The following is a 26,806-nucleotide window of genomic DNA, read 5'->3' on the forward strand; positions in this document are numbered from 1 at the left end:
GTCAGGGGGGGTGGAACTCTGGAGGGAGAAGGTGGAGGTGTTGCGGGCGCTGGGGAGGGAGGAGGAGGCAGTGGAGGCGGAGCGGGAGCTGCAGCGGGAGCTGCAGCGGCTCGAAGAAGCGCGAGAGGAGCGGAAGGAGGAGCCCCCGTATCCCTTCTAGGGAGAGAGGAGGCCCCGAGGGAGGAGGAGAGCGGCGCACTAGGACGGATGGTACAGCGAGAGCAGGCCAGCAATCCGCAGGCGCACCAGGAAGATCACAGACTGGTGACCCCCTACGTACATGTGCCAGTCCATACCAAAGGCGATCTAGCGGATCCCATCAGGAAACACTCACCAAGAATGCACAAGCCTCTCCTGCCCTCCTCTGAAGCGCCACCTTAAACGGGCCGCAGGCCCCTGCTGGCTACTCCCTATTCTCCCGTGGCTGGCCCTTGACATCCTTGCCATCCCGGGATATACTATTTATCAGTTGATAAATAAACAGACCAACCGGGGAAGAAAGGCGGCCTGGCTCACCAGCATGAAAAAGCCAGCGCGGCGCAGCCCTCGCGAGGGTCAGACGCGCATCGTCAGGGAAGAAGAGAGCGAAGAGACACGGCGCCTCATTCTACAGGTCGCCCAACAGCTCTTTATGGAATACGGCTATCGGGCCGTCACCACGCGACAGATCGCTGATGCCTGTGGCCTGACGCAGCCGGCGCTCTATCACTATTTTGCCGACAAAGAAGCCCTCTATCTGGCAATGGCTCGGGAAGAGCTGGCCCGTCTCAAGGGAGTTCTGGAGCGCATTGCACGCCGCAGCGAGCCAGTGTCTGAACGCCTGCGCCGCCTTGCCAGCTACCTGCTCACGACGACCCGCCACGACCTGGCGCTGATGCTGCACGACATCCGCTATGAGCTATCAGCCGAAGTGCGTGCGCAGCTCCACACGCTTTTCGAGGAGAGCCTGATTGCGCCCATTGCAGCAGTCTTCAACGAAGGTTTGGAGCAGGGCCTGCTGCGCTCGCCCAGCGAAGGCGGTGTCGACGCCAGGATGGCCGCCTATCTCTTTATGAGCCTGATGTCCCGTTTCGTCGTCTGGGGACGCGAAACCCTGCCTGCCGTGGCCGAAAATCGTCGTGAGACCCTTGCCAGCGAGCAGGCCGCCCTGCTGGTGCGTGTCCTCCTCTATGGCCTGGCGCGCTGAACGCACGCTTTTTTTGTAACCGTCATTTATCATTTGATAAGTAAAAGGAGGTCTCCACAATGGAGTCAGATAGGACCCTGGCAGGTCAGCCGGCAACCCAGCGGCAAGAACCGGCGACACCCACCACAGCGACCGAGGCCGGGCCTGCCGATCCCAACTATCGCTGGAAAGTTCTTTTCTCGGTCGTCTTCGGCACCTTCATGGTGATCCTGGACGCTACCGCCGTCAACGTAGCCCTGCCTACCCTACAACATGTCTTCAAGGCCCCAGTTGACCAGGTTGACGGCGTTCTCACCGCCTACGTGCTGGCCCTGGGCATCATCACGCCCCTGGCTGGCTATCTCTCCGAACGCTTTGGCATCAAGCGCATGTACCTGATCTCGCTCTTTCTCTTTGTGCTGGGTTCAGTGCTCTGCGCCTTCGCTCCCTCGCTGCCCTGGCTGGTAGCCTTTCGTGCCCTGCAGGGGCTGGGTGGTGGCATGCTTGCCCCTCTGGGTATCTCCCTGCTCTTCGGGGCCTTTCCCGAGAAACAGCGCGGCCTGGCCTTCGGCCTCTACGGCATTCCCCTCGTTGTGGCCCCAGCCAGCGGCCCCGTGCTCGGCGGCTACTTTGTCGAATACCTCGACTGGCGCTACATCTTCCTGATTAACATCCCGGTCGGCCTGGCTGGTCTCATTCTGGGCCTGATCTGGCTGCGTGAGAGCCGGCGCGGCACCGCCGCCCGCCTCGACATACCGGGGGTCCTGCTCTCAGTGATCAGCTTTGGAACCCTGCTCTACGCTATCCAGCGCGGCTCGAGCGAGGGCTGGACCTCGGCCCGCATCCTGACGCTGCTATCGATCGGTCTGCTAACCTTTGCCGTCTTTGTGGTCGTAGAGCTGCGCCGACGCGATCCTCTGCTCGACCTGCGCCTCTTCACGCGCCGCACCTTTAGCGTCGCCAGCGTCATCGGCTGGGTGAGCACAATCGCCCTCTTCGGCGCAGAGTTCCTGCTGCCGATCTACCTGCAGAGCCTGCGCGGTCGCACACCCCTGGAGGCCGGCCTGATTGTCCTACCGCTGGCCATCAGCTCAGGCATTGTCACGCCTCTGGCCGGCGCCCTCTACAACCGCATCGGCCCGCGCTGGCTGATCCTGGCCGGCAGCCTGCTCCTGGCAGTCAACACCTGGGGCTTCGCTCATCTGACGCTGGACGCCTCCTATACGGAGATCATGACGCTGGCCGCCATCCGCGGCGTAGCGCTGGGCCTGACCCTGCAGACCACCCTGACAGTGGCCCTGACTGGCCTTAAGCCGGCTCAACTGCCGCGCGCCAGCTCGCTGCTCAATGCCACCCGTAACGTCTTCCAGTCCTTTGGCATCGCCATGCTGGGCACCATCGTGACTCATCAGCTAACCGCCTACCAGGATGCCGCTCGCAACGACCTGCACAATGCTGCCACCGCCCTTGGTCAGCGCTTCCTGCAGCTCGTGCAGGTACTGCAGATGCGTGGCCTGCCAGCCGCGGCTGCCCAGAAGGCCGCCGCGGGGCAACTACTCGGCTCACTGGTACCGCAGCAGTTTATGCAAAGCATCAACGATGCCTATATCGTGACCTTCTGGCTGGCGCTGGCGATTGCCGTGCTGGCGCTGACCCTACCCGGACGAGCGCGCCTGGCGGAAGCTCGCGCTGCGGCTGAAGAGCGCACCTCGACTGCGCCGGCGCCAGCGGCGACCTCTGCCAGCGGTGCCCAAAGCAGCTAAGCCCCCTGGAGGACGCTGTAGACTACCAGCCGCTCACTGGTCTGATGTTCGCTCGGAATCCAGGTGCCGGCACAGGTGATCAGATTCAGGTAGCGCCCCGAGCGGTCGGCGAAAATGCGCAGGAGCGGCGCGCGCTGAGGGGGATAGGAGGCCACCCCCGTGACGCGGAAGAACCAGCGCTGACCGTGCGCATCGATAACAATGACTGCCGCGCCAGCATGTAGCCGATGGAGGTTCCAAAAAACCGCCGGATAGCCGCCGGGCCGATCGAGATGGCCTGCAATAACGGCGCTGCCCTGCTCTCCCGGACGCGGTCCCAGGCTGTACCAGCCGACATCGTCCCAAGGATGCCTCTGCGGCGTAGCCAGCATGCCGGCGGCAGTCAGGCCCACACTCTCGACAGCGGCGGCAACGCCGATACTAGGAATGAGCAGGCGCACGGGGAGCGCGGGACCTCGCGGCTGTGCCTGAGAGGTAGGAGTCGCCGTAGCTGGGGGCATCTGTTCGACCTGCCCGTCGGTCACCTGCCTGGCACTGGCCGACGGCGCCATCTGCAAGGGGGCCTCGCAGCCGCTGAGCAGCAGCGCGCTGCTCACACTCAACAGCAAGAGCAGAGAAAGCCACCCGCGGCGCGCTCCTCCGTTGCACCGCCTGGCGAGCTGGGCCTTTCCTGGCACCGCACAATACTCCTTCATACGTACTAAGACGGGCGGCGGTGTGCGACTCACGAGGAGCTACCTGTGAGGCCCACACCGCCAGTCAGGAGGGGAGAGAAGGCCGTGACGAGAACGACTCTTGTGAAGCTAGCTAACTGGCTGCTCTCCCTTGCAGTCCCACCTAGCGACGCCGTCGGACAAGGGCGCCGAGTGTCCCGGTTCCAGCGCCCAGACCAAGTAGCGCCAGCAGGACGACCACCCAGGGCAGAGCTGTGGCTGAGGCCGTCGACTGTGGCATGGCGTTCGGATCGCTCCCCGTGTTGGGCATGCCTGGCACCCCGCTGACAGCAGCGACCACAAATTTCAGCTCGGGCGTCCCCTTGTAGAGGCCGACCGCAAAGACGCTGTAGACCATGCCGCTCTGCAGCGTAGCCGAGACCGGCACAGTCGCGTTGGCCTGCGTAGCCGTCACATCAAAGGTGTAGGAGCCGGGCGGCACGCTCAAATAGTCGCTGGCGTTCTTATACGTCAGTCCACTAATGACCGTCTTGCCACCCGTAGCGATATCAACCGGGCCGGCATTGGGCGAAAGGTGGTAGACCCGCACTTTGGCCATGCCGCTGCTGAGCTGGTTATTATCGACGAAAGCCTGCAGACCGAGATTGGAGGCACTATCGCCGATGGCGGCCACCGTGTAGGCCATGTCAGCGTCGACCGAGACAGTCTGATTGATGACCGCTGCATCGATCCCCTTGCCCGCCGGGGCTACCTGGATACGGTGCGGCCCCGCTGCCACCGAGACATAGTCAGTGACCGTGCCAAAGGTGAAGTTGCTCAGGAGCTTGCCGCCGTCGACAAAGACATCGACAGAGCCGGCTGCCGGCGAGGCGTGGACAACGCGCACCAGAGCATTCCCCTGGGCCGCGGCCCGTCCGCCCGGCAGCAGCCAGAGCGTCAGCACAAGCACCACCATCAGCATAAAGGCAGGTGCTACTTTCATACATGCCAAGAGAGCATTGCGACGCATCAAGTATCCTCCTTGTTAAAGATAGACTGCTGGCGGCTGGTGCACACCACTTCAGACGGCCTGGCGTGCACCAGCCGCGAGAGCCACCGTGTCCATGTCTGGGTCATCCCAGCATAAAGGTAGGATGACAAGACAACAGGACAAAGTTGCGATCGTCCCTGATCCAGGGAAGTCGTGAACAGAGAGGTACCCGGAATTACAAGATCCAACCCAGGAGACGTCAGGGCGTGACCAAAGTGGTACCAGTCTCTAACATCAGCGCTCGTTTACCCATTCGCCATCTTCTGCACGTCCTGAGAATGGAATCAAGGAAGCCACCATGAGGAAGACAAGCATGGGGCCGGGGAGCCGCCATGTTGTGAACGAGAGGTACGCATTGTGTCACAGGAACCATCTGGAGTGGAGAGAGACAGCCGGTTGGGGCCACCTGCTGGAGAGACTGGCTCGGAAGAGGTAGAAGCGCTAAAGCGAATAGAAGCAGAGGCAGCAGCAAGTCAAGCTGGGGGGTCCTCCTGGGAGAGAGAGCTAGTGGCGCGCTGCCTGGCCGGCGACGAAGAGGCCTTCGCGCGCATCGTTGATACCTATGGAGGACTGCTCTTGCGTACGGCCTATTTGCTGGTCAAAGATGAGGAAGCTGCCAAGGACCTGGTCCAGGAGGCCTTTTTTCTGGCCTGGAAAAACATGGCGACCTTGCGCGACCCGGCGCTCTTGCGCTCCTGGCTGCTCAGAATCCTGGTCAACCAGGCCATCAGCCTCAAGCGCCAGCTTGCGCGGCAAGCCGCCCTCTTGCGCGAGCGGCTCGCGGGCGAAGAGCCGGAGCAACTGCTCCCGAAAACGTCGCTGCGCGAGGGGCGGGTAGAGGATTGGCTCGATGTCATTGCAGCTTTACAGCGCCTTCCGGTGAAACAGCGGGTGGTGCTTGTCCTCTTCTACTATCATCGCCTGACCATGCCAGAGATTGCCGCCATGCTGGGGGTGGCCGAAAACACCCTGCGCAAGCGCCTGCAATTGGCGCTCAAGAAGATGCGTCGCCTCTTGCAGATCAGGCCGCCGGATCAGCAGGCGCCCACGGCAAACGAGGAAGAGCGCGCCGACGCCGATGCGCCCCCGTTTCAGATCGCTTCAGGGAGGGAGGAACAGCATGAGTGATGCGCGGAATGAGCCGCAGCCAGGCGAGGAGCTGCAGCCGGATCAGTCTGCAGAGCGCCGCGGGCGGCAGGGGGAACATGCGCGGCGTGAGCCTGAGCAGTCGCAAGTCAACCATCGAGCCACGGCGGATGATCTGCTCCTGGAAGAGATTATTCGCCGCGCCCTGGAAGAGCAGGCGGCCCAGATCCACTTTTCGCCCGAGCTACGCACCCGCATTCTCAGCGGGCTGCCGCCGCGTTCTCTTCAGCGCTCACGCTGGCGTCGCTCACGCCTGGCGCTTGCGCTGGCGGCGACCTTGACGCTGCTGCTCTGCCTGGTGCTGGTGCTTCTTCTCTTCCTGCCACGTGCGCCACAGCCCCCCGCAACTGCTATACTGCGCTACCAGGTGGCACAGACGCTGGCGGCTCCCCCGGCTCTGGCTCAGGGTGGGCGGCTGGTCGCGGTCGACCCCACGGGGCAGCACCTGGTAATTCAGGATGGGCGCGATCCGGGCGTGATGTACACAGCGAGCCTGAGCGATCCTGTAAGCAGTCAGGTGTTGGCCATGCGCGAGGCCCACGATGCCGCCTGGTCGCCCGACGGCTCGGCCCTGGTCACCGTGGTGACGCCACCTGGCGCCTCGCAGCCCTTGCTCGCTCTCGTGCCCTATGGCCAGTATATGTATCCGTTAGGCGAAGCGGCCCTGGCCGCTACCTGGACCCCCGGCACGGGCAGTACGACCATTACCTATGTCACAGGGACGAACGGACAAACTCAGCTCTGGCAGACGACGCGCGGAGGCCATCCGCCGCAACTGCTGGCGACCATGAACCTGCGGCTGACCGTGCAGCATCTGGCCTGGTCTCCTGATGGGCGCTATCTAGCCCTCCTAGCCAGCAGCGAGGGCCTGAGCGGTCCAGGCCGTGCCATCTATCTCATGGAGCACGAAACGGGCCAGGTGAAGGCCCTGGTGCCTGTTGGGGATTTCACCATCACCAGCTTTGGCTGGTCGCCTGACGGGCAGCGCCTGACCTACGCGCGCCGCGATGCGAAGGGGCAGACGCTGCTGATCACGCTGGCGATCCCGGACGGGCGTCCGCTGCTCAGCCTCCCGGTGGCGGGCGAGCTTGACGGCTGGAGCTGGTCGCCGGATAGCCACGACCTGGTCTACAGCGCGAGCGGTCGCCTGCATGTCCACATCTTTGCCGGGCCATCAATCCGGCTGCCGCAGCCCGAGGCTGGAGCCCGCCAGCTCTTTCCCTTCTGGCTGCGGGATGGGCGCCTGCTGATCGTCCACGTGGCGGCCAATGGACAGCGCAGCTTGCAGCTTCTGGCTCCACTCTCCTTCTCCTCTCCTCCCAGCTCTCCCTCTGCTCGGCATTGACGTTAACGCTCAGGCTCAGTCGAGCGCTGATAAGCAAGTGCGGGGCCTGCCCTCCTGGCATAGGCCCCGCCAGGCTCGAGCGGCCCTGGCCTGCGGCTCCGGCCGCTCGTCACGGCCTGGGCCTGATGGCCTCGACCCATGCTTGCGGCCAGGCTCTACGCCAGTGGCTGCCCGCCGCGCCAAAGAGCCGTTACTAGAATGGGCCTGGCGAGGCGTCATATGAGAAGGACCTGAAGCGTATGACGCTCGCTAGACCCGTGATGCTTACCTGACGCCGTCTTCTCCCCTGAGCGAGCAGAGTGATCCCTGAAGGAGAGCCATGAGCACAAGGGTCAGAAGCTATCTCTGTGTTTCCCCGGCGCGGGCTATCTGGGGGAAGCGGTGCGGGTGCTCGGCTCGCTGGCTCACAGCGAGCAAAGCGCGAGCGGCGCCGGGTCCATTGGAGAGGAGCAGATGGCCGCTATGCGCATGCCAAAGCCGAGTTCCCAGAGAGTGGGGCCACCCTCAAGTGAACTCTTGCAGGAAGCTGCCGCCTTGTGCTGTCCCGCTTCCACCGTCGCTGCTGTGCAGGGCGAGTCTGAAGAGGAGGCGCTGCTAGCCCGGCACGGGCGCACCTTTCATTTCGCGGCGCGTTTCCTGCCAGGGGAGCTGCGTCCCTCGTTTGTGACGCTCTATGCCTTTTTCCGCACGCTCGATGACTTAGTCGATGAGCGTGATCCGGCTGAGTCTCCACAAGCCATTGCTGGTGAGCTGCGGGCCTGGCGCGCCTGGTTTCTAGAGAGTTGCCGAGGCCCAGCACCGCGCGAGCCGCTTGGGGCGCGCCTGGCCAGACTGATTGAGCACTATGGCCTGCCAACCACGCTCTTCCTCGATTTTCTGGAAGGGCTACATTGGGATCTGTGGCCACGCGAGTTTGCCAGCTTCGAGCGGCTGCGCGCCTATTGCTATCGCGTAGCCGGCACGGTCGGGCTGGCTCTGGCGCATGTCCTGGGCGCCACTTCACCAGGAGCGCTCTCCGCCGCCGAAGGCCTGGGGATCGCTATGCAACTGACGAATATTCTGCGCGATGTAGGGGGCGATCTGCGTAAGGGCCGCCTCTACCTGCCTCTGGAAGACCTGGCGCGCTTCGGCCTCTCGCGCTCTCATTTGCTCCAGCTCCTGGAGGCTGGCCAGGGACCGGATGCGCCCTTTCGGGCACTGATGCGCTACCAGGTGGCACGTGCTCACCTGTATTATGCTCAGAGCCTGCCCGGCGTCTGGCTCTTGCCACCAGATCGGCGCCTGCCAATCTTGCTGGCCGGACGGCTCTACCGCCGCATTCTACATGCCATCGAGCAGCAAAGCTATGATGTGCTGCGCGCGCGCGCCCATACGACGCTGAGCGAGAAGCTACGTGAGGCGATGTTAGCCCTGACTCTCGATCGCCTCTGGCGTCGCGGCGAGCAGCTTGCTGATCCTTCGCTGGAGGTGGAGCTTACAGATGAGGCGTAGCCAGAGGGTGCCGCTGCTCTTTCTCTGGATGGGACTGGCGGCGCAGTTGATCCTTGCCTTGCGTGTCATAGGGCGATTGCTGCGCACTGCTGGTGGCCGGGCCCTAGAGCCTGTCGCTGCAAGCTGGTCTGGGCTCGAAGAGCAGGGGCCTGTAGCGGTACTCGTGCCTGTCCTCAACGAATACGAGCGCCTGGCTCCCTGTCTGGAGGGCCTGCTGGCGCAAGGCTCCGAGGTTGGCCTGATTCTGGTCATCGACGGCGGCTCAGAAGATGGCACACCTGAGCTTGTCTGCTCCTATGCTCGCCGCGACCGGCGTCTCCACTTACTCGAGGCCGCGCCGATTCCCGCAGACTGGAATGGCAAGGTCTGGGGCCTGGAAGCTGGCTGGCGTGCGCTGCCGCCGAGCTTCCCCTGGGTGCTCACTGTTGATGCAGATGTGCGACCAGCGCCTGGCCTGGTTGCAGCCATGCTGGCCCGGGCCCGGCGCGATAGACTGACCGCCATCAGTCTGGCAACCCTGCAGGAGCTGCCAGCGGCGCCTCTCCTCGGCCTGTTGCACCCTGCTCTCTTGACCACCCTGGTCTATCGCTATGGCAGTCCCGGCAGCATCTATGCAGGCCCCAGCGCCGTCTTGCGCGTGCAGGCCAATGGACAGTGTTTTCTTGTACGACGCGAGGCCCTGGCCGCTGGCGGTGGTTTTGCTCCCCTGCGCCATTCACTCTGCGAAGATATCACCCTGGCGCGCCTCCTCGTCCGGGCTGGCCAGCGCGTGGCTTTTGTCGAGAGCGGGAACCTGGCTCGCGTCGAAATGTATCCTACAGCGCGCGCCGCCTGGCAGAACTGGACGCGCTCGCTGCCCTTGCACGACTCTCTCTCCCCGACCTGGCATACTCTGCTTGGCTGGCTGGAGGTGCTGCTTGTGCAGGCCTTGCCGCTGCCACTGCTAGGCCTGGGCGCCATTGCTCTCGCTCGCGAGCGACAGCGCAGTCGCAGTCCGCTGAGGCGAGGGCTGAGGCTGGCGCTGGCCCTCAATGGTGGCCTGCTCTTGCTGCGCCTGGGCACTCTGGCCGGAATGCGGCGCGCCTATCGGCGCCCGCCGTGGACATATTGGCTCTCTCCGCTCTGCGACCTGGCGGTGACCTTGCAGCTTGGCCGACAGGCCCTGCGTCGTCGTCATCGCTGGCGCGGACGCCTGATTATCCGTGGAAACGCTCCTGGAGGTATGGCATGAAAGCGGTGAAAGTACTCTTTATTTGCCACCTGGCGGCGCTCCTTTTCGGGCTGGCGGGGATGTTGATCGCCCTGCCCCATCCCGAGCTGTGGAGCTTCAGCCCGCTACTCATCTCGGTCTTCAGTTTTGGTATCAACTACGCCGGCTCGCTACACATCCTCTTTGGGGCGGCCACGGTCCTGCTCTTTGGCCTGCGCATCGTCGGCGTGCGCCGCACGCTCATTTTCTTTGCCGCCTCGACATTGATCTCACTCAGTATCGAATTGATCGGAACCTCGACCGGCTTTCCTTTCGGTCCCTATTCCTACAATACCTTCCTGGGCTTCAAGATCCTGGGCCACGTGCCCTATTCGATTCCGCTCTCGTGGTTCTACATGGGCTTCTCCGCCTACATCCTGGCCCACCTGCTGCTCACGCGCCGCCGCGGGGGAACAGAATCGCAAAGGGGGTCTGGCCTGTGGGCTGTGCTCTTGGGCGCCTATCTGCTGACCGTCTGGGACCTGACGCTTGATCCGGCAATGGCTAGCGAGCGCCTGCCCCTGCATTTCTGGCAGTGGGGGGTCCAGGGCGCCTACTTTGGCATGCCCGTGCAAAATCTGGTCGGCTGGTCAGTGACCGGACTGCTCTATATGGGAGTGAGCCGCTTGCTCTGGCGCAGCGATCTCGAGGAGCGCCGTCTGCTTGATGTGGCCTGGCTGCCCTTTGGGGTCTATACAGCCAATACGCTCTTTGCCATTGTCCTCGACCTGAGCGTCGGGCTATGGCTGCCGCCGCTGCTGGGCCTCTTCCTGGGCATCGTGCCGGCGACCCTCGTGCTGCGCCGCCGTGGGGGTGACGAACCCGGCGCTTCCGGTAGCGGGCGAGCGGTGCAGGAGGCAACAGCTCCCGCGCTGGCCCAGGTTCAGGTGCAGCCTTCCCACGGCAGTCGCGGCCTGGTAGAGCGCAGCCTGCAGAGCATCACACGCCTGGTGATGCGCGGCGGCGCCGCCTTCCTGCTCTGGCGTCGCGGCTTGCGCATCGCCATCGAGGGCGGCGAGCATCTGCCAGCGCGTGGCCCGGTCATTGTGGCCGCCCGCCACTATCACCATCTCTACGATGGCTGCCTCTTACTGGGGGTAGTACCACGTCCCGTACATATCCTGGTGGCTCTCGACTGGGCGCGCACGCGCTGGCAGCGCCTCCTCATGGAGCGGCTCTGTGCACTGGCTGGCTGGCCGGTCATGTTGCGTCCCGAACGCCTGCGGCTCGGTGCCGCGAGCGCTGCCGCCAGTGCCTACCGCACGAGCGAGGTGACTCCCTATCTGCGGCGAGCCTGGCGTCAGGCTGTCGACGTGTTGCGTCGCGGCGACCTGCTGGTAGTCTTTCCCGAGGGCTACCCCGTCGTTGATCCTCTGCCATCGCCACGCCAGCCAACGGAGCCGCTGCTGCCCTTTCGACCTGGCTTTGCCCGCCTTGTAGAACTGGCCGAGCGCGAGAGCGGCGCCAGCATTCCAGTACTACCAGCCGGCATTGTCTGGCGTGCAACGCGACCACCGTGCCTGACCCTGCGTCTGGGGACGCCCCTCTTCCGCCGTCTTTATGCCGACACCGCCCAGTTCATCGCTGCTGTAGAGAGCTGCGTCCGTCTCCTCTCGGGGTTGGACCAGGATCAAGCGCTGACCAGACTGCCTGGTAAGGAGGTGCTCCATTCATGAGCAGCTCTAGCATCGCCCGGTCATTCAACAGTCTGCCCGCCGAGCGCAGCGGCGCGCGACCTCGTGTCATTGTCATCGGCGCCGGCTTTGGCGGTCTGGCGACGGCCATTCGCCTACAGGCGGCCGGCGCCCAGGTGACTCTGATCGAGGCCCGCGACCGTCCTGGTGGACGCGCCTACCAGCTCACAGCCGACGGCTTCACCTTCGACATGGGCCCCAGCCTGCTCACGGCTCCCTGGCTGCTGCAGGATCTCTGGCAGGCCGCCGGGCGCCGTCTCGAAGACGACCTAACCCTGGTAGCTCTGCGCCCCTTCTATCGCATTCATTTTGTCGACGGCAGCTACTTCGACTACTGGGGCCGTCCTGCCGAAGACGAGGCCGAGATCGCCCGCTTTGAACCGCGCGACGTGACCGGCTACCGTGCCTTTCTGACCGCCACGGCCCGCATCTACCAGCGCGCCTTTGCCGAGCTGGCCGGCGAGCCATTTCTACGTCTGGGCGATTTCCTGCGCGTGACCCCGGAGCTGGTGCGACTAGGGGCCCAGCGCAGCGTCTATCGCTTTGTCTCCCACTACTTCCGCCATCCACAATTGCGCATGGTCTTCTCATTCCATCCGCTCTTTATCGGTGGCAACCCATTCCGCGCCAGTGCCATCTACAGCATTGTTCCCTATCTGGAGCGCCTGGGAGGCGTCCACTTCGTGCCCGGGGGAATGTATACCCTCGTCGAGGCCATGACACGCCTCTTTACCTCACTGGGCGGCGAGCTGCGCTGTGGTCAGCCCGTTGAGCGTATACTCGTGCGCGCTGGACGCATCTGGGGCGTGCTCCTGGCCGATGGCGCCCTGCTGCAGGCCGAGGCTGTGGTGGCCAATAGCGATGTCACCACCACCTATCTGCGGCTGCTCCCCGCCGAAGTGCGCCCCCGCGGACTGGTGCGTCGCCTGGAGCGAGCGCGCTACTCGATGAGCTGCTTCCTGCTGTACCTCGGTCTGAACCGTCAATATCCGCAGTTGCGCCATCATACGATCTTTATGCCACGCGATTACCGTGGCCTGATTCGCGCCCTCTTTGACGGCCAGGGACTGCCCCAAGACCTGGCGCTCTACCTGCACACGCCGACCCGCACCGATGCCAGCCTGGCGCCACCGGGGGGCGAGAGCCTTTACGTGCTGGCACCGGTACCGCATCTGGGGCATGGTATTGACTGGCAACGTGAGGCGCCGCGCCTGCGCGAGCGTATCCTGAGCTATCTCGAAGAGCAAGCGGGCCTGACCGGTCTACGTGCCAGCATTGTCTACGAGCAGCGCTTTACGCCGCTTGACTTCGCCGGCGAGCTGCGCAGCCATCTGGGGGCGGCCTTCTCGCTAGAGCCGACCCTCTTCCAGTCGGCCTACTTTCGTCCCCACAATCGGGCCCCCGACCTTGAAGGCCTCTACTTCGTAGGCGCTGGTACTCATCCCGGGGCGGGTATTCCCGGCGTCTTGCTCTCCGCCTCCATTACTGCGCGCCTGGTCCGACAAGATCTGGCGCTTCAGGCTAGCAACGAGAGGAGCTGACATGACCCATCTAAGTGAGGGCCTGACGCCCGGGGAGGTGGCTAGATGAGGCTGGGCTACGCCTGCGTCAATCTCTCGCTGGGGGGCAAGATGCGCAGTCTGCGCCTGACCACCCTACGCGAGCGCGGCCTTGCCTATCTACAAGCCCTGGTCAATGCGAATCTGGCGCTCCTCGTGTCCATCCTGCGCTGGAACCTTGCCCAGGGCATCAGTGTCTTTCGCATCTCCTCTGATCTGGTGCCGCTTGGCTCCCATCCCGAGGTCCCGCTAGAACAGATCCGCTTTGATCCGGTCCAGGTGGCAGAGATAGCGCGGCTAAGGCGTGCGGGAAACATGCGCCTGTCAATGCACCCTGGTCAGTACACGCTCATCTCCGCCGACGGTCCTGTCTGGGAAAGCAGCTATCGCGACCTCTGCTATCACGCCGCAGTGATGGAACGCCTCGGTATCGAGGGCGACATCATCCTGCATGGAGGCGGCGTCTACGGCGACCGGGCGGCTACGGCGCGGCGCATACTGGCCCACATCGAGGAGCTGCCCGAGGGAGTGCGCCGCCGCTTACGCCTGGAAAACGATGAACGCTGCTGGTCGGTCTCCCAGTTGCTACCCATCTGTGAAGCCAGTGGCCTGCCGCTGGTTGTCGATAACTTGCACCATGCCCTAAACGGCGCCGCTGAGACGCCGCTCGAGGGCCTACCCTGGGAGCGCATCCTGACCACCTGGGGAGGGCGCCGTCCCAAACTGCACTATGCTGAGCAGGACCCGCGCAAGCGCTTCGGCGCCCACAGCGAGTATGTCAACGCCGACTGCTTCCGGGCCTTCCTTGCTGCTGTTCCCTGGTCTGACTATGATGTCATGCTGGAGTGCAAGGCCAAAGATCTGGCACTGCTGCGCCTGCGCCAGGAGCTGGGTCTGATCACTGCCGGACCCGCGTGTGACGAGCATTGCGACCAGTGCGACCAGCAAGGAGGGCTAAACTGACGCTTGTGCTGGCGCCATCACGTGCTCCATTCAGGTGAGGTAAAGCAGCGATCGCGCCGCTTGTTGACGTTAGAGACGTAGAAAGGAGAGAGGCATCACCATGATCATCGTTGTCGGCGCCGGCCTGGCCGGACTGGTCTGCGCACGTCACCTCAGCCGCGCCGGACGAAGTGTGCTGGTACTGGAGGCCACTGACCGCCCGGGGGGGCGCGTCAGGACCGATCGCCATCCCGACGGCTTCTTGCTCGACCGCGGCTTTCAGGTGCTCTTTACCGCCTATCCCGCCGTGCGGCGCGAGCTTGATCTAGAGGCCCTCAAGCTGGAACGCTTCCTGCCCGGGGCGGTGCTCATCAAAGGAGGCCGGCGCTATCCGCTGGCCGATCCACGCCGCCAGCCGGGCTGGCTGCCCGCTTCTATCGCCAATCCGCTCATTCCCCTGGCCGACAAATGGCGCGTCTTGCGCCTGACGCGCAGCATTCTGCGCACAGTCTCAGCGGAAGACCCTGCTGCCTGGCCGGCTGCCTCGCTTGACGAGAGCAGTGAGCTATACCTGCGCCACTGGGGTTTCAGTCGCGATGGCTTCATTGCCAACTTTGCCCGTCCCTTCTTCGGCGGCATCTTTCTCGATCGAAATCTGCAGACCAGCGCGCGCATGTTCCGCTTTGTCTGGCGCATGCTGGCAAGCGGTGACATTGTCGTACCGCAGCAGGGCATGGGGGCCATTGCCGACCAGCTTGCCGCCGGCCTGCCGCCGGGGAGCCTACGCCTGCAGGCGCGCGTCGCGGCCCTGCTCTGTGAGCAAGGGCGCGTCACGGGGGTACGCCTGGAGAGCGGCGAGGAACTGCAGGCCGAAGCCGTTGTAATCGCTACCGACAGTCCGACGGCAGCCCAGCTAACTGGCCTGCCGTTGCCAACGGCGGGTCGGGGCTGCACCTGCCTCTACTTCGCAGGCCCCCAGTCGCTTTACGACGAGCCGGCCCTGCTGCTCAACTGCGAGCCTGGCGGCCTGATCAACCATGCCGTGCAACTCACCAACATTGTTCCGCAGTACGCCCCGCCGGGGCAGCACCTGCTCTCGGTCACCATCCTGAATGAAGCGGCCCAGACTGAGGAAGATGATGACCGGCTGGCCCGTCGCACCTTGCAAGAACTAGCCACCTGGTTCCCAGAGCATGACTGGCGGCGCTGGCGCTTGCTGGTGGTCTATCGCCTGCCTTTCGCCCAGTTTGCCCAGCCACCGGGCATCTTCGCGCGGCTGCCAGAGACGCGCACTGCGCTCTCGGGCCTCTACCTGAGCGGCGAATACCTGCATTCGAGCAGCATTCACGGCGCCATCAGCAGTGGTGCCCGCACCGCGCGCAGCGTGCTCGCTGATCGGCAGACACGATTGCTGAGCGCCAGCTAAGCTAAGGTCGGAGAGAAGAAAGCAAAAAGAGGAGCATTACGCCATGCAAGAGCTTGTCGAACGTCGACCACCGACCTGGCGACCGGGCAGAGCGGCCCTGGCTGGCCTGGGAGCTACCGCTGTCTACAGTCTCGTCATGGCCCTCGACCAGCGCCTGAGCGGCAACCACTTCAGCGACGTGCGCTTCATTGAGGGGCTGCTGGGGCGAATAGCGAAGCCGCGGCGCAGTCGCCGTCTACTGGCCTGGGCGTTGCACCTCCTCAATGGAGTGCTACTTGGCGAGATCTACGCTGCTCTGGTTAGACCGCGCTTACCAGGGCCGACCTGGCTCAAAGGGCTGCTCTTCGGCGAGGGCTTTCTGGCTGCCGTCTGGTGGCTCACGCCACTAGCCGACCGCTTCCATCCCCTCATTCGCCGCGGAGAGTTGCCCCGGCTGGCAACCTGGCCCTCCTTTGGGCAGAACCTCTTGCGCCATCTCGCCTTTGGCCTGGTCCTGGCCCTGCTCTACGGCGAGGAACGCGAACGACCGCCGCGCCCCTGAACCGTCTCTCCCACCTGTCCCGGCGCCCGACAGGCTCGCATCAGTGGATATCGATCCTTTTCTTAAGCAGCCTGTTAGAGTGGAACTGTGAGGATGGAAGGCGGTGGAACGCGAGGGGAACCCGGAAAAGCAAGCTCTCACTCAGAGCGTACAGAAAGGATCAATCCATCGCCATGCGAATCTCTATCAATCAGAACCATTGCGGTTCAGACAAAGCGTCGGGACGTCAGGGGCGTCGAGGCTTTCTGCGCCGAGCTACCGCCGGCCTGGCAGTAGGAAGCCTGGGGCTGGCGACACTGGGGACCATTGGCCGACCGCTGCCGGTACGCGCTCAAGGAGCCTTCGCTGAGCGCCTCGTTACGCTCGATGATGCCGTCACGCAAATCCTCTCGATTGCGCGCACGGCGGAGCAGTTGGCCGTCACCTTCTACAGCAACGGCATTGCCAACGCTGACGCCCTGGGCCTCAGCGGCGACGATCTGGCTTATCTCAAGGCCGCCCTGGTCGAGGAGCAGATCCACCAGCAATTTTTCGCCGCCAATGGTGGCCAGTCGCTGGCCGAGACCTTCAGCTTCCCCAAAGGGGCCCAGACCTTCAGCGACCTCAAGACCTTTATCCAGACGCAGCAAGAGCTTGAAGGAGTCTTCGATTCGGCCTTTCTGGCAGCTATCAAAGAGTTTGCCGCCATGGGCCGACCCGACCTGGCGCAGGTCGCTGGGCAGATCGCCTGTATTGAGGCCGAACATCGAGCCTTGGGGCGGGTCATCGGTGGCTTGCGTCCGGCTGACAACTGGGCCTTCACGCCGGTGTTGATCGCCAGCGTTGCCGATGCTCCCCAGGTCGTGCAGGACGCCGGCTATCTCAGTCCTACCGACGGCAACAGCTACCGCTACCATGAGGTCAGCACCGAAGACGCTGGCGTTGAGCAGCGTGTCCCCTTTGTTGCCAGCAGCGGCGTCGGACGCGGTTAGCCTCCTGCCTACGACGCTATGTTAACCGTTGCTCTCATGGATGAGCATAGATAGCACAATCAGGACGAGGCTCCCAAGCACAAGAACAGCCTCGAATCCGGAGCAATGGCAGGCCTTCAGCGCCGGAGATGAAGCGCCATAGACAAAGCCAACGAGCCGTTGCCCATGCTTGCCTCTGGCCCCGGGTGGCCTCTCTGGCCAGACTGGGCCAAACCAGAGAAGGAAGCGAGGGCAACGGCTCCGACCAGGCTTATTTCGCGGGTGGCCTTGCTGATTGATCCTGCTCGCCGCTGAAGAGCACTGCCTGCTCGACAGCCAGCCAAAGCGCGACAGCCGACCGCTCTACTCTCGCGCAGAGAGCGAGTTAGAGGCCCTGAGAGACTGCGCTCAGACGGGCGAGCTGCTCAGGTGCAAGCTGCAACTGCAGCGCGGCAAAGCCGTCCTCCAAGTGCTCCGGCTGACTGGCGCCAATGATGGGGGCAGTCACCGCCGGCTGCGCCAGCAGCCAGGCCAGGGCCACCGCCGCAGGGGTACTATGAGTCTCCTCAGCCACGGCCTGCACTGTCTCCAGAGTACGCCAGGCTTGCTCGTGATCATAGCGCCCCAGCACCGCCGCAGCGCGTGCACTCTGCCGGCTCTGGCCACGGCGATAGCTGCCACCGAGAAAGCCACCGGCCAGAGGACTATAAGGGATGACGCCGAGGCCATACTGCAGGCAGACCGTCTGCAGCTCTTGCTCAAACTCGGCGCGATGCACCAGGTTATAGTGAGGCTCCAAGACCTCGTAGCGGGCGGTGCGCTCATAGCGCGCACACCAAAGCGCCTCGACCAGGCGCCAGGCCGGATAATTCGAGGCGCCGATATAGCGCACCTTCCCACTGCGCTGCAAATCATCGAAGGCGCGCACTGTCTCCTCAATCGGCGTCTCCGCGTCAAAAGCATGGGCCAGATAGAGATCAAGATAGTCGGTCTGCAGGCGGCGCAGCGAAGCCTCAACGGCCTCCACAATGTGCTTGCGCGACAGGCCGCGGTCGTTGGGACCCTCGCCCATCGGGTGATAGACCTTCGTCGCGATGATCACCTGGCTGCGGTTTCCCCGGCTGCGCAGCCAGCGCCCAATAATCTCCTCGGACTCGCCGCCGCGCTTTCCTGGAATCCAGCGCGCGTATAAATCAGCGGTGTCGAAAAAATTACCCCCGCGCTCAACGAAGGCATCCATGATAGCGAAAGCTGTCGGCTCGTCGACCGTCCAGCCCCATTGCATGGTGCCCAGACAGAGGCGCGAGACCTTCAAGCCGGTTCGTCCAAGTGTGCGGTACTCCATACCTCTTATTGTCGCGCGCTGTGACCCTCAATGCAAGAGCCTGCCAGCGCCTGCCCACTCGCTGCTAACGCTCTTCTGTCGTATCCAGCCTCTCCAGAGAGGACTCTGCCAGCGCCTCTTGCTCGCCGGGAGAAGCGACAGCGCCTGACTCAGCTTGCTCATCGAGAGTGGCCTTGTCGCTCTGGCGCTCCTGGCTAGCGGCAAGAACAGCGCGCTGCTCACGCTGTTCGGCACTGAGGCGACGCAGCAGAAAGCGTGTCTGGTCAGAGAGCACACGGGTATGAAAGGCCAGCTCCTCGTAAGAGTGGAGCAATCGCTCCCAGCCCTGTAAAAATGACTGCTGTTGCCGCTGGCGCTGGCGTGTGGATGTGCGCTCCTGCTCGACAGGAGGGAGTGCGGTGAGCAGATCAAGCAGATAACGGATCTGACTCTCAGCATTCTGCAGAAAGAGAAGTGGCAAGTAGCGGCGGGGAACGATTTCATCAGGAAGAGCCTGCGGCTGCTCCAACAGGCCGCGGAATGAGAGGAGCTGCTCATGATGCTGACTGAGCAAGCGCTGCAGATGCTGGCGCTGCTCCAGGCGCAAGCAAGCCTGACCCTGCAGAGCGAGGTACTCCGACGAGAGTATTTCTTGTTGCTGGCCGATGACCGCTAAATAATGATTGAGAAGCTGGCGGAACTGGTCGAGCGAGTGCATCGTCGTTGGGGTGGCGAACAGATCCGACGACCTGCCCAAAGTGTCATTCAAGGCGGACCTCCCTCCTTGTATGTCAAGTGCATTATGGCTGGATAGGCGTGAGAGACCAAAGATCGATCTTCTCGCTGATCGAGACAAGCGGGCTGCTCCAGTGCGGCTGATCATGTTACTCACTCACTCACATAGACGCACCAACCTGCTCTTTTCCTCATGCCTTTGGGCCTCTGGCTGGAGAGCCACCCACTCTCGATCATTATCTGCTCACAATCCGCCTGCCTTATCTCCACGGTGAAGCCGATAGCAGGTACCATATTACCATAGACGCCATAAAGGGCGCATAAAAAATATTTGAGCATGTGTTCAAGTAGACGGGGAGGGAATAGTTTAGAGCAAATCGAGGGCGCGGGAGAGCGCACGAGCGATATTTATATATTCGCCATAGAGGCGCTTGCGATTCTCGTATGTTTGACGCATACCTAGTAAGTCGATAGCGAGGTAGATACCGGTCTTAGCCTTCTGGATAGCCGTAATGATGGCATCGACGTTCTTGAGGGCAGCTTTGAGGGAAGCATTGGTATCAAGTTGGGTATGGATGCCACGTAGCTCCTGCTCGAAGCGTTGCAAAGTAGCGATCCCAATCTCGTGCGGATCGACCTCATAAAGAAAAACAGCGCGCATTTTCTCGATACAGCCTCTGACCGTGCGCAAGTACCGGTGAGTCCATTCCTCTGCGTCATCTGAGGCGGGAGAAAAGAAAATATCAGACTCATTCACCATGTACGATACTCTCGTCAGAGCGAAGTTTCCTCGGGCGAGGACAGTCCCAAGCGACCCGAGGCCACGGGCCTCATTATAATCCAGGAGCCACCGTTACTCAAGGAGGGCGCCTGTCGAAGGACTCACGCAGGCGCTCCAAACATCCCAAGACTTTCTGAAGCGCCTGGCACGTTTTCTGTTGTGCAGCCTGATAGTCGCGTCGCTCCTGGGCCGATGGGCCTGGAGGACAGTGATGATGCAGGTTTTTCGCCGCCTGCTGAAGTTGCTGTACGGCCTCGTGCAGATTAGAGAGGCGCAAAGCCAGGGCGTAATCGGCGGCAGGTGGTTTGGCCAAGGCTTGCCGTACCGAGGAAGCCAGCTCCTCAAGCAACTTTTCATAGCGTCGGCACTGGCCTGGGTAGATCTCCTGCTCAGCCGACAATTCATTCAGGGCTTGCTGAAGCTGCTCCTTGTAGCGTGGCAAGCACACCAGCAAAGGAAAAAATGCCTCGGGGGCTGCTTTCGACGTCCGAGGCCGGGTCATCTCTGCCAGCGTGGAAGAGCCACTACAGGCAGAGCCTTTTCCGAGAGGAGGCAGGCCAGAAGCCAGCAGAGCAAAGGCGAAGGCGCTGGCATGGGTAGCGGCCACCTCCTGGTAGCCCTGAGCATCACGCTCGGCTTTGTCATCGAGCAGATCAGAGATGGCGCGCACCACAATCGCCGGTGTGCGACTACGATGTGCAGCCTCCATAAAGCCGGCATCCTCCATGGCCACGGCGACGGCATCCTCATAATAGATGCGAATAAATCTATATGTCTCTGAGCACTGTGATTGCATGACGATATCACCGGCGGCCAGGGGCTTGCACAGAACAGAGGGATTGCGCTCAGGAGGGGCTGGAATCCAGCGCTGCCAGGTTTGGTCACGAGCTAAACGGCGCGCCTGTTCAAGCAAGGCAGCATCAGGAGAGAACGTACGTGGTCGTGGTAGGAAAGACTCAGAGGCCTTTCCTGAAGTGTAGTCATAGATTTGGTCAGGCACCACCACATCGCCAGGGAAGACATCGCGCAGGCCGCCGGCGATCCCTACCAGCATCGCTAGCTCCGGCTGGGTATCCGTGAGAGCCTGATGGGTTACCAGGGAGCAGGCCGTATTGCGTGGTCCACTCTCCTTGAAAACAATTTCCCAATGTGTGCCGCTCGCCGCGAACTCCCCAATCTCATAGTCATAGGGGCTGGTCAGAGAGGGGCGCCAGCGCTGAATTGCGCGGGCATAATACTGTACGGCCCTCATCTCTAGCCCGAGAGGCGTTACAATGAGGGCTCTCCTCGTTCGTTGAAAATTTGATGGTGATGACATGATGCAGTCCTTTCTGCTGCACCGTCAGGACAGATAAACTATTTCACTTGTTGCGTCCTCAGAGAGTGCACTATTTCCATGAAGGGGATGCTTTCATTTTGAAGCAAATATCCATCCACCTTCAGGAGGACCTGCTCATAGACATAGCTCTTTTCTCTAAAATACAATCTGTTAGCTCTATTGTAAATGGCGTTACCATCAATTCTTACTCTTGCTAACTATTTATTATAGTTAGCAAGCAAGCAGTATTTAGTCGAATCCAGCCACTACTGACAAACAGGCTATTGCTATAAGCATGCTAGCACCTTTTTGCCTACAATAGTTATATGGAGCAGAAGAATACAGAGTAAAGCACAATGAGATGAGAATCAGAAAGGAGGGAGCAAGCTTTGCTGTCCGGGCACCTGATCAGGCCGACAGCCTCCTCTAGCTACCTTGCCTGTGTTGTCGCTTTGCTAGCTTGTAGCTATACTGTAGATATCGTCGTGAGAGAAGTTCTGCAAGAAGAATGTGAGGTGATTTGTGAGTGTTAAGCTCTTCTATCTTTGCTCGCGCAGCGATGACGATGGGCGTCTGCTTGAGCAGCTCAAAACCTTTCTTGGCCCGCTGCGTGCTGCCCACCTCATCGACGATTGGGAGCTGCGGCAGCTCCGTGCCGGGCAACCGATTCGCGAGGAGCTGCGTCGGCGTCTGAGCGAAGCCCAGGTTATCCTGATTCTCCTCAGTCCTGACCTGCTCAATGAACCGTTCTATCAAGAATTGAGTCAACTCGCCTGGGAGCGTCACCGGCGTGATCCTGAGCGTGTACGCCTTGTGCCTGTGAAGCTGCGGGAATGCTCCTATGAGCTAGAGCCATTTGCCGGGCTCGAGATGTTCCCCCCTAATGGGAAGTCGCTCCATGCCCTCTCAGTGTCGCAGCGCGAAAGGGAGCTAAAGAAGCTGGTCGTTCAGATTCGCACTCTGGCTCAGGAGCTGGAAGCCAATGTACAAGAGAGAGCCGAGCCTGCAGCAACAACGGCTGCCCCCGCTGCTACCTCCTTTGGGCTAGCGGCTTCTCCTGCCATGAGTCAGAGAGTGGGGGCTGCTCGCGGCGACTCGACGCTCTCCGCTCAGCGTTGCGATGTCCTGCTTGTGACGGCCACCGAGGTCGAGACGCGCGCCGTACGCGAGCTGGCTGTCAACGAGTGGGGGGCGCGTTTCGAGCGTCAGTATAGTCGCATCGAAACCTATTACTCGCTGGGTGAGATTGGTGGGGCTGCCACCTGGCTACTGCGCACACAGATGGGGGCTCTAGGGGCTGGTGGGGCCACACTAGCGGTCAGCGAGGCCATCAGTAAGCTAAGGCCGGAGGCCGTGATCATGGTTGGCATTGCCTTCGGCCTGCGGCCCGGCGAGCAGCAACTCGGTGACATTCTGGTCTCACAGCAGCTCATGAGCTACGAGCCGCAGCGCGTTGGCGTGGGCGATGGGGGGAAAATGGCTCTGATCCCGCGGGGAGACCGCGTTACGGCCTCGGTGCGCCTGCTGAGTCGTTTTCAAGATCTCGATCTCGACTGGACCGGGGCCAAAGCGCACTTCGGGTTACTGCTCAGTGGAGAGAAGCTTGTTGATCATCCAGATCTGCTCAAGCAGTTGCTTACCCTTGAACGGGAGGCTATTGGGGGAGAGATGGAGGGCGCTGGCCTTTATGCCGCGGCCATGCGCGAGCGCTGCGAGTGGATCGTGGTCAAGGCCATTTGCGATTGGGGAGATGGTCATAAGCGCGAGAACAAGGCCGAGAACCAGCGTCGTGCCGCTGAAAATGCGGCTCGCTTTGTCCTCACCATGCTCGGGAGAGGCGGTCTGAGCCACTCCTAGCCTGGCCGGTGGCAGGCAGTCCGGTGCCCGGTCACCGGGCTGGCTCCGCCGGAAGGAGGGAGGTGAGCTGGCTGGCCTGTTCCGGGTCGCTGTCTCGGCCCCGCGTGAGGCAGCCGCAGTACTGCTGGACCAGGGCGGGCCGGTGGTGAGATCTGTCTGTGGTAGACTAAGGACGAGCTGCACACATGTTGGATCTGAGAGAGGAGCAAGGCTGACCAGGGCTGGTGGTAGGATAGTTGGTTGCCATCAACCTGGAAGGCTGTCGCGAGAGCTGTGGCACAAGAGCGCTATTTCTCTGAAACACTCTTTCCCGAACTGGAGCCGCTGTCGATAGAGGTGCGGCCTGAACGCAGTGGCACCTTTGCCGACAATCTGAGCCTGCCTGTACATCGCTGGTTCCGTTATCCTGCTGGCTTCTCTGCCCTCTGGGTGCGTCAGCTTCTGCAGCGTGAGCGCGACCGGGGCCGAAGGCGCGTGCTTGATCCTTTCTGTGGCACGGGGACAGTGCCGCTTGAAGCCGAATATGCTGGCCCGGAGGCTGTGGGTCTGGAGGCCCATCCCTTCCTTGTACGGGTAGCGGAGGCGAAGCTGCACTGGCGAGAAGAGGCCTCCTTGCTGCGACGGGCTGCCTCCGATCTTGTGGCTCTGGCTCGGAGGCTGCCGCCAATTGCCGAGGAGCCGTCTGAGCTGCTACTCAGATGTTATCGGCCTGAGACGCTCCAGCGGCTGAGGCAGTTGCTGCGGGCCTGGCAGGAGCAGGTGTCTGCCTGGCCGGCGACACTCTCCGCACTCCTCTGGCTGGCCCTGGCCGCTATTCTGCGTCCCTGTGCCTCGGTTGGAACGGCTCAGTGGCAATATGTCCTGCCTTCTAAGACAAAAGCCCAGGTTGCTGATCCTTTTGAGGCCTTTCTCTCCCGGGTCGAGCTGATGGCCGATGACATGTCCTGCTGGCAACGGCAGGCGCGAGATGGCAAAGGGCGCATCTTGCGAGGCGATGCGCGCACCTGCGAGGGAGTGCCTGCCGGCTGGGCCGAGCTGGTGATTACCTCCCCGCCCTATGCCAACGACTATGACTATGCCGATGCCACCCGTCTGGAACTCTGCTTTTTTGGGGAGATCGAACGCTGGCGCGATCTGCAGCCGGCGGTCCGTCGCCATCTGATTCGCTCCTGTACTCAGCACGTCAGTGCCCTGGTGCAGGAGACCGATCAATTGCTGGCTAATCCGCTGCTGGCCCCGTTGCAGCCAGAGCTGCAAGCCACCTGCGCGCGCTTGGAGGAGGAGCGGCTTTTGCATGACGGCAGAAAAGCCTACCATACCATGATCGCCGCCTATTTTTTGGATATGGCCCGTAGCTGGCAGGCGCTACGCCGTGTCACCGCCGTGGGGGGACTGGTCTGCCCGGTGATAGGGGACTCCGCCCCCTATGGGATTCATGTCCCAGTGGAGGAGTGGCTTGGTAGGCTGGCCCTGGCCAACGGCTTCCACTCCTGGCGCTTTGAGCCGCTGCGCGCTCGCAATGTCAAATGGCAGAATCGCAAGCATCGTGTTCTCTTGCAAGAGGGCTTGCTCTGGATTGAGGGATAGCTTTATGGCTCAGTCACCGACCCATCGCTTTGGCCAAATCATTGGAGAAGTTCTGGAGAAAGCTGTAGAGCCACTCTTGCAAGAGGTTGCTCTGCGGTATGGTCTCTACCTGGACAAGAAGGGATCTCGCCCTGCAAGGGCAGGAAACAAAGTTACCTGGCGCGATTTGTATGGCAATGCACATGATCTGGACTTTGTTCTAGAGAAAGGTGGAACGCCTTGGAGGCAAGGGCTTCCTATTGCTTTTATCGAGACAGCATGGCGTAGGTATACAGAGCATTCAAGCAACAAAGCTCAAGAGATTCAGGGCGCTATTATTCCGCTAGTCGAAACATACCAGCACCTCGCTTCACCGTCGCCTATTTCCCTTAAGAATGGATAATACAGGTATTCGCATCTGTAGGGATTGACGCCTATTTTGATGAGGACACCCCTGATAGCGTAGTAGCAACAAAGAACACCCTGGCCTGCCCGAACAGCAAGGCGGACGTGACAGCCAGGAGGGGAACGGCGTGCGCTCCGTTCACCGAACCGGGATGGGTCCGTCGCTGCTGAGAAACCAGAGCGGCAAAGCTTGCCCTGACCATCCACATCCGCCTCGTCAGAACGATACGCAGAGCTTGTACAAATGGATTACCTCCTTTGCGCAGACTGGTGATCATCCCTGCCGCCGACCACCAAGGCCGTGTTCGCCCTCGCGCACTCTCCTCTCAGCGACAAACCCACTGCAAAGCATCAACACGTGGCAGCCTGATCCCAGGTAGGGCATCTTGTCTGATTCAGCCGGGGCGCTTAATGCTTCGCGAGTCGCGGCGCGGCGCTGTGGGCTGTCCAGCGAGCAATTGGCCGGTTCCAGACCTGACCATCTGGCTGGTGAAGAGCGCAGCCCATCTGCACTATACTACTAACCTGTATTGGGAATGGAGGTTGCAACGATGCACACATCAAGCAAACCAGGCGACGCCCGCGCCGCGCTCTCCTTGATCATCACTCTACTGCTGTGGGCCTCTGCCTTCACCGGTATCCGCGCCGGCCTGCAAAGCTACTCACCAGGCGCCCTCATCCTGTTGCGTTTTCTAGTGGCCTCGCTGGCCCTGATGCTCTACGCCCTGCTCACGCGCATGCGTTTGCCGGCCTGGCGTGATCTGCCTGGCCTGCTTGTGCTCGGCCTGATCGGCATTACCGGTTACCATGCCGGCCTGACCTTCGGTGAACTGACCGTCAACGCCGGCACAGCCAGCTTCCTGGTGGCCTCGGTCCCCTGCTTCACGGCTTTGCTGGCCCTGCTCGTACTGCGCGAACGCCTGACGCTCTGGGGCTGGCTGGGCATCGCCATCAGCATCGTAGGCGTCACCATTATCTCGCTGGGCGGCAAGGAGGGTCTCCATTTCACCCCCGGCGCCTTGCTGGTCCTGCTGGCCTCGCTCTGCGAAAGCGTCTACTTCATCGTTCAGAAACGCTACATGCAGCGCTACAGCAGCAGCGAGATGACAGCTTACACGATGTGGGCCGGAACGCTCTTTATGCTACCCTTTGCCCCGGCTCTCTGGCATGAGTTACCGCAAGCCGCGCCGGCGGCGACGCTGGCGGTCGTCTATCTGGGCCTCTTCCCGGCGGCCATCGCTTACGCTACCTGGGCCTTCACGCTGGCCCGTCTGCCAGCTTCACTGGCCACCAGCTTCCTGAATATTTCGCCTCTCCTGGCCCTTGTCATCTCCTGGCTCTGGCTGCACGAGATGCCGACGCTGCTGGAACTGCTCGGGGGCCTGGTGGTCATCGTCGGCGTCTTGCTGGTCAATACACGGGGCAAGCTATCCCCAGCCAGCTCTGGGCCGCAGCCTCCCTCTGCTTCCCGCACAACCACTGAGGCAGAGCCTGCCGCCGCAGAGGGTTGCCGCGCCGTCGACTGAGGCTGAGTCTGACCCAGCCCCAGCCTGCCGATGTAACAAGCGAGCGACCTGGCAACCTAATGAGCGTAGAGCGGGCGCCAGACGCCACCGTGATAGGAACAGGCCCCGCGGATGCCACCCGATTTGCTGTACATGCCGTCGCTGCATTCGACCACATAACCTCGGCCATTCCAGAAATTGCTGATGCAGGCAAAGTAGAGGCAGAAGTCCGGCGGCGGTGAGTAGATCAGGTTGCCCGGCTCAAAGTTGTAGCCCCAGGGATTGCAGTTGACACCAGGGCAGGGGGTAGGAGTCGGGGTCGGCCTGGGCGGTGGTGGTG

The 26,806-nt window shown here is 62.1% G+C and carries 21 protein-coding genes and 1 pseudogene; 15 read left to right on the plus strand and 7 right to left on the minus strand.

Annotated features, from left to right (window positions below; genetic code table 11):
* Positions 1–520: 520 nt before the first annotated feature.
* A complete protein-coding gene (locus tag IRZ24_RS02975; protein WP_297160384.1) occupies positions 521–1,186 on the plus strand; it encodes a TetR/AcrR family transcriptional regulator in 666 nt (221 codons plus the stop codon).
* 59 nt (positions 1,187–1,245) lie between these two features.
* Positions 1,246–2,928, plus strand: coding sequence for a DHA2 family efflux MFS transporter permease subunit (locus IRZ24_RS02980; RefSeq protein WP_297160386.1), 1,683 nt, complete (start codon positions 1,246–1,248; stop codon positions 2,926–2,928).
* Here IRZ24_RS02980 and IRZ24_RS02985 read toward each other — a convergent pair.
* Both IRZ24_RS02985 and IRZ24_RS02990 read right to left on the minus strand, forming a co-directional pair.
* Positions 2,925–3,605: a class F sortase gene (locus IRZ24_RS02985; RefSeq protein ID WP_297160389.1), complete on the minus strand. Its 681-nt coding sequence runs from the start codon at positions 3,603–3,605 to the stop codon at positions 2,925–2,927. The two genes, IRZ24_RS02980 and IRZ24_RS02985, sit on opposite strands and share 4 nt — an antisense overlap.
* A gap of 160 nt (positions 3,606–3,765) precedes the next feature.
* Complete coding sequence (locus IRZ24_RS02990) at positions 3,766–4,611, minus strand: DUF4397 domain-containing protein (RefSeq protein WP_297160391.1); 846 nt, start codon at positions 4,609–4,611, stop codon at positions 3,766–3,768.
* Between the two features lie 528 nt (positions 4,612–5,139).
* On the opposite strand from IRZ24_RS02990, the gene IRZ24_RS02995 reads away from it, so the two are divergent.
* From IRZ24_RS02995 to IRZ24_RS03040, 10 genes are all read left to right on the plus strand, one after another.
* Entirely contained in the window at positions 5,140–5,760 is a 621-nt protein-coding gene (locus IRZ24_RS02995) for an RNA polymerase sigma factor (RefSeq protein ID WP_297160392.1), read from the plus strand.
* Positions 5,753–7,123 carry a hypothetical protein gene (locus IRZ24_RS03000; RefSeq protein WP_297160394.1) on the plus strand — a complete coding sequence of 457 codons (1,371 nt, stop codon included), beginning with the start codon at positions 5,753–5,755 and terminating at the stop codon, positions 7,121–7,123. Before IRZ24_RS02995 ends, IRZ24_RS03000 begins: the two co-directional genes overlap by 8 nt.
* A gap of 462 nt (positions 7,124–7,585) precedes the next feature.
* A complete protein-coding gene (locus IRZ24_RS03005) occupies positions 7,586–8,614 on the plus strand; it encodes a phytoene/squalene synthase family protein (protein ID WP_297160396.1) in 1,029 nt (342 codons plus the stop codon).
* Positions 8,604–9,845 carry a glycosyltransferase gene (locus tag IRZ24_RS03010; protein WP_297160398.1) on the plus strand — a complete coding sequence of 414 codons (1,242 nt, stop codon included), beginning with the start codon at positions 8,604–8,606 and terminating at the stop codon, positions 9,843–9,845. The genes IRZ24_RS03005 and IRZ24_RS03010 overlap by 11 nt, the downstream gene beginning before the upstream one ends.
* Entirely contained in the window at positions 9,842–11,539 is a 1,698-nt protein-coding gene (locus IRZ24_RS03015) for a carotenoid biosynthesis protein (RefSeq protein WP_297160400.1), read from the plus strand. The genes IRZ24_RS03010 and IRZ24_RS03015 overlap by 4 nt, the downstream gene beginning before the upstream one ends.
* On the plus strand, positions 11,536–13,098 hold the full coding sequence (crtI, locus tag IRZ24_RS03020; protein ID WP_297160402.1) for a phytoene desaturase family protein: 1,563 nt from the start codon (positions 11,536–11,538) through the stop codon (positions 13,096–13,098). The genes IRZ24_RS03015 and crtI overlap by 4 nt, the downstream gene beginning before the upstream one ends.
* Positions 13,099–13,143: 45 nt before the next feature.
* Positions 13,144–14,079, plus strand: coding sequence for a UV DNA damage repair endonuclease UvsE (gene uvsE, locus IRZ24_RS03025; protein WP_297160404.1), 936 nt, complete (start codon positions 13,144–13,146; stop codon positions 14,077–14,079).
* A 100-nt stretch (positions 14,080–14,179) separates the two neighbouring features.
* Positions 14,180–15,484, plus strand: a complete 1,305-nt coding sequence (locus IRZ24_RS03030; RefSeq protein WP_297160406.1) for an NAD(P)/FAD-dependent oxidoreductase — start codon at positions 14,180–14,182, stop codon at positions 15,482–15,484.
* Between the two features lie 43 nt (positions 15,485–15,527).
* Entirely contained in the window at positions 15,528–16,025 is a 498-nt protein-coding gene (locus IRZ24_RS03035) for a DUF6789 family protein (protein ID WP_297160408.1), read from the plus strand.
* Between the two features lie 173 nt (positions 16,026–16,198).
* Positions 16,199–16,996 carry a ferritin-like domain-containing protein gene (locus IRZ24_RS03040; protein WP_297160410.1) on the plus strand — a complete coding sequence of 266 codons (798 nt, stop codon included), beginning with the start codon at positions 16,199–16,201 and terminating at the stop codon, positions 16,994–16,996.
* Between the two features lie 364 nt (positions 16,997–17,360).
* Here the strand turns inward: IRZ24_RS03040 and IRZ24_RS03045 are convergent, their stop codons facing one another.
* The 4 genes from IRZ24_RS03045 to IRZ24_RS03060 all read right to left on the minus strand — a co-directional run bounded on the left by IRZ24_RS03045 (position 17,361) and on the right by IRZ24_RS03060 (position 21,133).
* A complete protein-coding gene (locus IRZ24_RS03045) occupies positions 17,361–18,320 on the minus strand; it encodes an aldo/keto reductase (RefSeq protein WP_297160412.1) in 960 nt (319 codons plus the stop codon).
* 64 nt (positions 18,321–18,384) lie between these two features.
* Complete coding sequence (locus IRZ24_RS03050; RefSeq protein ID WP_297160413.1) at positions 18,385–19,068, minus strand: hypothetical protein; 684 nt, start codon at positions 19,066–19,068, stop codon at positions 18,385–18,387.
* Between the two features lie 333 nt (positions 19,069–19,401).
* Positions 19,402–19,794, minus strand: a complete 393-nt coding sequence (locus tag IRZ24_RS03055; protein WP_297160415.1) for a hypothetical protein — start codon at positions 19,792–19,794, stop codon at positions 19,402–19,404.
* Positions 19,795–19,891: 97 nt separating this feature from the next.
* On the minus strand, positions 19,892–21,133 hold the full coding sequence (locus IRZ24_RS03060; protein ID WP_297160417.1) for a hypothetical protein: 1,242 nt from the start codon (positions 21,131–21,133) through the stop codon (positions 19,892–19,894).
* Positions 21,134–21,655: 522 nt separating this feature from the next.
* Here IRZ24_RS03060 and IRZ24_RS03065 point away from each other — a divergent pair.
* From IRZ24_RS03065 to IRZ24_RS03075, 3 genes are all read left to right on the plus strand, one after another.
* Positions 21,656–22,990: a TIR domain-containing protein gene (locus IRZ24_RS03065; RefSeq protein ID WP_297160419.1), complete on the plus strand. Its 1,335-nt coding sequence runs from the start codon at positions 21,656–21,658 to the stop codon at positions 22,988–22,990.
* Positions 22,991–23,263: 273 nt separating this feature from the next.
* A complete protein-coding gene (locus IRZ24_RS03070) occupies positions 23,264–24,577 on the plus strand; it encodes a hypothetical protein (protein WP_297160421.1) in 1,314 nt (437 codons plus the stop codon).
* Between the two features lie 935 nt (positions 24,578–25,512).
* Complete coding sequence (locus tag IRZ24_RS03075; protein WP_297160422.1) at positions 25,513–26,487, plus strand: EamA family transporter; 975 nt, start codon at positions 25,513–25,515, stop codon at positions 26,485–26,487.
* A 56-nt stretch (positions 26,488–26,543) separates the two neighbouring features.
* On the opposite strand, the pseudogene IRZ24_RS03080 reads toward IRZ24_RS03075, so the two are convergent.
* Positions 26,544–26,806, minus strand: a pseudogene (locus IRZ24_RS03080) (hypothetical protein); the annotation flags it as partial.

Origin of the sequence: Thermogemmatispora sp., from assembly GCF_019683755.1 — a bacterium.
Classification (GTDB): Bacteria; Chloroflexota; Ktedonobacteria; order Ktedonobacterales; family Ktedonobacteraceae; genus Thermogemmatispora.

What these genes read in the sequence shown, in the direction of transcription:
- IRZ24_RS02975 (WP_297160384.1), top strand. Translation starts at nt 521, where the DNA reads ATGAAAAAGCCAGCGCGGCGCAGCCCTCGCGAGGGTCAGACGCGCATC.
- IRZ24_RS02980 (WP_297160386.1), top strand. Translation starts at nt 1,246, where the DNA reads ATGGAGTCAGATAGGACCCTGGCAGGTCAGCCGGCAACCCAGCGGCAA.
- IRZ24_RS02990 (WP_297160391.1), bottom strand. Translation starts at nt 4,611, where the DNA reads ATGCGTCGCAATGCTCTCTTGGCATGTATGAAAGTAGCACCTGCCTTT.
- IRZ24_RS03000 (WP_297160394.1), top strand. Translation starts at nt 5,753, where the DNA reads ATGAGTGATGCGCGGAATGAGCCGCAGCCAGGCGAGGAGCTGCAGCCG.
- IRZ24_RS03005 (WP_297160396.1), top strand. Translation starts at nt 7,586, where the DNA reads ATGCGCATGCCAAAGCCGAGTTCCCAGAGAGTGGGGCCACCCTCAAGT.
- IRZ24_RS03010 (WP_297160398.1), top strand. Translation starts at nt 8,604, where the DNA reads ATGAGGCGTAGCCAGAGGGTGCCGCTGCTCTTTCTCTGGATGGGACTG.
- IRZ24_RS03015 (WP_297160400.1), top strand. Translation starts at nt 9,842, where the DNA reads ATGAAAGCGGTGAAAGTACTCTTTATTTGCCACCTGGCGGCGCTCCTT.
- crtI (WP_297160402.1), top strand. Translation starts at nt 11,536, where the DNA reads ATGAGCAGCTCTAGCATCGCCCGGTCATTCAACAGTCTGCCCGCCGAG.
- uvsE (WP_297160404.1), top strand. Translation starts at nt 13,144, where the DNA reads ATGAGGCTGGGCTACGCCTGCGTCAATCTCTCGCTGGGGGGCAAGATG.
- IRZ24_RS03030 (WP_297160406.1), top strand. Translation starts at nt 14,180, where the DNA reads ATGATCATCGTTGTCGGCGCCGGCCTGGCCGGACTGGTCTGCGCACGT.
- IRZ24_RS03035 (WP_297160408.1), top strand. Translation starts at nt 15,528, where the DNA reads ATGCAAGAGCTTGTCGAACGTCGACCACCGACCTGGCGACCGGGCAGA.
- IRZ24_RS03040 (WP_297160410.1), top strand. Translation starts at nt 16,199, where the DNA reads ATGCGAATCTCTATCAATCAGAACCATTGCGGTTCAGACAAAGCGTCG.
- IRZ24_RS03045 (WP_297160412.1), bottom strand. Translation starts at nt 18,320, where the DNA reads ATGGAGTACCGCACACTTGGACGAACCGGCTTGAAGGTCTCGCGCCTC.
- IRZ24_RS03055 (WP_297160415.1), bottom strand. Translation starts at nt 19,794, where the DNA reads ATGGTGAATGAGTCTGATATTTTCTTTTCTCCCGCCTCAGATGACGCA.
- IRZ24_RS03060 (WP_297160417.1), bottom strand. Translation starts at nt 21,133, where the DNA reads ATGTCATCACCATCAAATTTTCAACGAACGAGGAGAGCCCTCATTGTA.
- IRZ24_RS03075 (WP_297160422.1), top strand. Translation starts at nt 25,513, where the DNA reads ATGCACACATCAAGCAAACCAGGCGACGCCCGCGCCGCGCTCTCCTTG.